Annotated in this window: 3 protein-coding genes and 2 pseudogenes; 4 read left to right on the forward strand and 1 reads right to left on the reverse strand. The window is 63.5% G+C overall.

Annotated elements, in window-relative coordinates; all coding sequences use genetic code 11:
* Positions 1–51, reverse strand: a pseudogene (locus EOA28_RS41170) (hypothetical protein); the annotation flags it as partial.
* On the opposite strand from EOA28_RS41170, the pseudogene EOA28_RS26265 reads away from it, so the two are divergent.
* The 4 genes and pseudogenes from EOA28_RS26265 to EOA28_RS26280 form a co-directional block, all read left to right on the forward strand.
* Positions 33–1,616: pseudogene (locus EOA28_RS26265) on the forward strand (acetolactate synthase 3 large subunit); the annotation flags it as partial. The pseudogenes EOA28_RS41170 and EOA28_RS26265 overlap by 19 nt on opposite strands.
* A gap of 142 nt (positions 1,617–1,758) precedes the next feature.
* Positions 1,759–2,331: an acetolactate synthase small subunit gene (ilvN, locus tag EOA28_RS26270; RefSeq protein WP_042644054.1), complete on the forward strand. Its 573-nt coding sequence runs from the start codon at positions 1,759–1,761 to the stop codon at positions 2,329–2,331.
* A gap of 279 nt (positions 2,332–2,610) precedes the next feature.
* Positions 2,611–3,900 (forward strand): efflux RND transporter periplasmic adaptor subunit, encoded by a 1,290-nt coding sequence (locus tag EOA28_RS26275; RefSeq protein ID WP_127251573.1) that lies wholly within the window; start codon positions 2,611–2,613, stop codon positions 3,898–3,900.
* Positions 3,897–4,384 (forward strand): efflux RND transporter permease subunit (locus EOA28_RS26280; RefSeq protein WP_148670859.1); only part of this gene is annotated, 488 nt, incomplete at its 3' end. The genes EOA28_RS26275 and EOA28_RS26280, both read left to right, overlap by 4 nt.

Genomic DNA, 4,384 nt, shown 5'->3' on the forward strand with positions numbered 1-4,384 from the left:
ACCGCATTGGTGGCGCCGGGGCCGGACGTCACCAGGAGCACGCCGGCCTTACCGGTCGAGCGCGCATAGCCCTCGGCCGCGTGGCCGGCGCCACCAATGCGGTGACGCCGCTGCAGGACGCGCTGATGGATTCCATCCCGCTGGTCTGTCTCACCGGCCAGGTGCCGACCTCGCTGATCGGCTCCGACGCCTTCCAGGAATGCGACACGGTGGGCATCACGCGGCCCTGCACCAAGCACAACTGGCTGGTGAAGGACGTCAACGATCTAGCCGCCACCATCCATGAAGCCTTCCATGTCGCGACGACAGGCAGGCCCGGCCCGGTCGTGGTCGACATCCCGAAGGACGTGCAGTTCGCCAAGGGCATCTACGTGCCGCCGCAGACGGCGCCGCGCACCAGCTACCAGCCGAAAGTCCAGGGCGACCTGGAAAAGGTGAAGGCTGCCGTCGAGCTGATGGCCGGAGCGAAGAAGCCGATCATCTATTCGGGCGGCGGCGTCATCAATTCCGGCCCGGAGGCCAGCCATCTGCTGCGCGAGCTGGTCGACCTCACCGGCTTCCCGATCACCTCGACGCTGATGGGTCTCGGCGCCTATCCGGCATCGGGCAAGAACTGGGTCGGCATGCTCGGCATGCACGGCACCTACGAAGCCAACATGGCAATGCATGATTGCGACGTGATGATCTGCATCGGCGCGCGCTTCGATGACCGCATCACTGGCCGCCTCAACGCGTTCTCGCCGAACTCGAAGAAGATCCACATCGATATCGATCCGTCCTCGATCAACAAGAACGTCCACACTGACGTGCCGATCATCGGCGATGTCGGCCGTGTGTTAGAGGATCTGGTGCGGCTGTGGCGGGCGACCGCCAAGACAGACAAGAAGGCGCTCTATCCGTGGTGGGAGCAGATCGCGAAATGGCGCGCGCGGGATTCGCTGGCCTACAAGATGAACAGCGACGTCATCATGCCGCAATATGCAATCCAGCGGCTCTATGCGCTGACCAAGGACATGGACACCTACATCACCACCGAGGTCGGCCAGCACCAGATGTGGGCGGCGCAGCATTATCATTTCGACAAGCCGAACCGCTGGATGACGTCGGGCGGCCTGGGCACGATGGGCTATGGCCTGCCGGCGGCGCTCGGCGTGCAGATCGCGCATCCGGATGCGCTGGTTATCGATATCGCGGGCGACGCCTCGGTGCAGATGACCATGCAGGAGATGAGTTCGGCGGTGCAGTATGAGGCGCCGATCAAGATCTTCATCCTCAACAACCAGTATATGGGCATGGTGCGCCAGTGGCAGCAGCTGCTGCATGGCAACCGGCTGTCGCATTCCTACACCGAGGCGATGCCGGACTTCGTCAAGCTGGCGGAGGCCTATGGCGGCCACGGCATTCGTTGCGACAAGCCGGACGAGCTCGACGACGCGATCCGCGAGATGATCTCGGTGAAGAAGCCGGTTCTGTTCGACTGCCGCGTGGCGACCTTGGCCAACTGCTTCCCGATGATCCCTTCGGGCAAGGCGCATAACGAGATGCTTCTGCCCGACGAGGCGACCGACGAGGCGGTGGCCAACGCCATCGACGCCAAGGGCAGGGAACTGGTTTAGAGCATGATGCCGAAAAGTGAGAAGCGGATTTCGGGCAACATCATGCTCCATCCATAACACTAGCCACAAAGGCGGGGCTGTCGCGAGAAAGCCGTGCGCAAACTGAGAATTAGCTCAAAAGTCTGAAATAGAGATTCATGTCATGAACGCACAGCTCCAGCCGACCGGTTCGGCTTATTTCATCGCCAAGGAAACCGAGAAGCCGGAAACCCATACGCTTTCCGTCCTGGTCGACAACGAACCGGGCGTTCTCGCCCGCGTCATCGGCCTTTTCTCGGGCCGCGGCTACAACATCGAAAGCCTTACCGTTTCCGAGACCGAGCACGAGAAGCATCTGTCGCGCATCACCATCGTGACGCGCGGCACGCCGCATGTGATGGAGCAGATCAAGCATCAGCTCGAGCGCATCGTGCCGGTGCACCGGGTGGTGGACCTGACCGTGCGCTCGCATGAGCTGGGACAGGAGCGGCCGCTGGAGCGCGAACTCGCGCTGGTCAAGGTCGCCGGCACGGGCGACGCCCGCGTCGAGGCGCTTCGGCTTGCGGACGCCTTCCGCGCCTCGGTCATCGACGCCAACACCGAGCATTTCATCTTCGAGATCACCGGCAAGGGCTCCAAGCTCGACCAGTTCATCGCCATCATGAAGCCGCTTGGCCTGGTCGAGATCTGCCGCACCGGCGTCGCGGCGATGAACCGCGGCCCGCAGGGGATGTAAGCAAGGCAGACATCGCTCGCACCGCTTCAATCGTTTCTCTGGCCCGGCAGTCGTCCATCTTGGCGGCCTTTCGGATCGGTGGACAGCCCGGTCGGATCCCCTGTTACCCGGCTGCCTAACCATTGTGCACTGCACATTAAATCTTCGTAATGCCGCGTTTTGGCCCTTTTCCGCCAAAGCCGTGTCCTATCTATTCGGCGAAATTCGCGGCGAACGACCGTGGATCGAGCTAGGATGGACCACCGGGATCGGCGTGTCGGGTAGAGGGCTTGTTTGTCGATGCGCGGAAAAATTGCCTTTGCAGTTGTTGCGGTCGCCTGTCTGGCGGCCGCGGGGCTCTATTATTCGCCCACAACGCTGGCCTGGGTCCAGCAGCTGATTTCGGGCAAGCAGGCTGACGCGAGCGACAAGACGGCGAGCGGCGACAAGACGGCCGGCGCCCCGGACAATGCGAAAGGCGACAATGCGAAAGGCGGCGGTCCGCGTTCGGCCTCGATCGTCTCCGCCGTCGCGACCACCGCCGATTTCCCGATCCGGCGCTATGCCATCGGCTTCGTCTCGTCACCGGAGGTGGTCAACATCAATGCCCGTGTTTCCAGCCAGATCGTGTCGATCGCGGTCAAGGACGGGCAGATGGTCAAGGCCGGCGATCTGCTCATTTCGCTCGATGATCGCGCGCTGAAGGCGCAACTCGCCAAGGATCAGGCGACGCTCGCCAAGGACCAGGCGATGCTGGTGAGCGCCCAGGCCGACCTGCAGCGCGCCAAGGACCTTGTCGCCAAGCAGGCCGGCACGCAGCAGACCTACGACCAGGCGCTGGCGGCGCAGAAAGCCGCGGCCGCGACCATCGATGCCGACAAGGCGACGATGGACGCCGATACCGTGCAATTGAGCTACGCGACCATCACGGCGCCGATCTCGGGCCGGCTCGGCGCCGTCAACGTGTCGGTCGGCGATCTCGTCACCACCAGCAATGGCAGCTCAAGCAATTCGACGCCGCTGGTCACCATCACGCAGATGGACCCGCTGCAGGTGAATTTCACGCTGCCGGAAAGCAACCTCGCCCTCTTGCACAAGGCGCTCGCCGACCCGCAGCAAGGCAACGTGACGCTGACCAAGGACGGTGACCCCACGCCCATCGGCAAGGGCACGCTCGACTTCGTCGATTCCGGCGTCGATACCGCTTCCGGCACCATCGCCACGCGGGCGAGCATACCCAACCCGGATCTTTCGCTGTGGCCGGGGCAATATGTGAATGTGGTGCTCGATGCCGGCACGATGCCGCACATGACCTCGGTGCCGACGGTCGCGGTGCAGCCCAGCCAGAAGGGGCCCTTCGTCTATGTCGTCAAGCCGGACAACACCGTGGAGATGCGTCCGGTGCAGGTGGCGCTGACGGAGGGCCAGTACAGCGCCATCAGTGATGGTCTCAAGAGCGGCGAGAAGGTCGTCGTCGAGGGCCAGACACGGTTGAAAGACGGCGCGGCGGTGCACGAAGGCAAGACCGCCGGATCCGGTGACCAGGCCAAGGTCGCGGAGGCAGACAAGGCCGACGGGGCTGCCCAATGATCTCCGAATTCTGCATTCGCAGGCCCGTCGCCACGCTGCTGATGTCGTTCGCCCTCATTCTGGGCGGTATCTTTGCCTATAAGTTCCTGCCGGTGGCGGCTCTGCCGAGCGCCGAGTTTCCGGTGGTCAATGTTTCGGCCAGCCTGCCCGGCGCGTCGCCGGAGACGATGGCGACATCGGTGGCGACGCCGCTGATCAAGCAATTCGCGACGATCGCCGGCATCGATTCGATCTCGACCACCAATTCGCTCGGCCAGACCTCGATCGCCATCCAGTTCGTGCTGAACCGCGACATCGATGCCGCCGCCGCCGACGTGCAGGCGGCGATCGCGCGAACGCAAAGATCGCTGCCGCCGGAAATGACCTCGCCACCGAGCTATCGCAAGGTCAATCCGGCCGACGCGCCGATCCTTCTGATGTCGCTGGTCAGCGACACGGTCCCGCTGACCGATCTCGACGCCTTCGCGGAAAACGTCATCTCGCC

The sequence above is a fragment of the Mesorhizobium sp. M2A.F.Ca.ET.067.02.1.1 genome, from assembly GCF_004023285.1.
GTDB lineage: Bacteria > Pseudomonadota > Alphaproteobacteria > Rhizobiales > Rhizobiaceae > Mesorhizobium.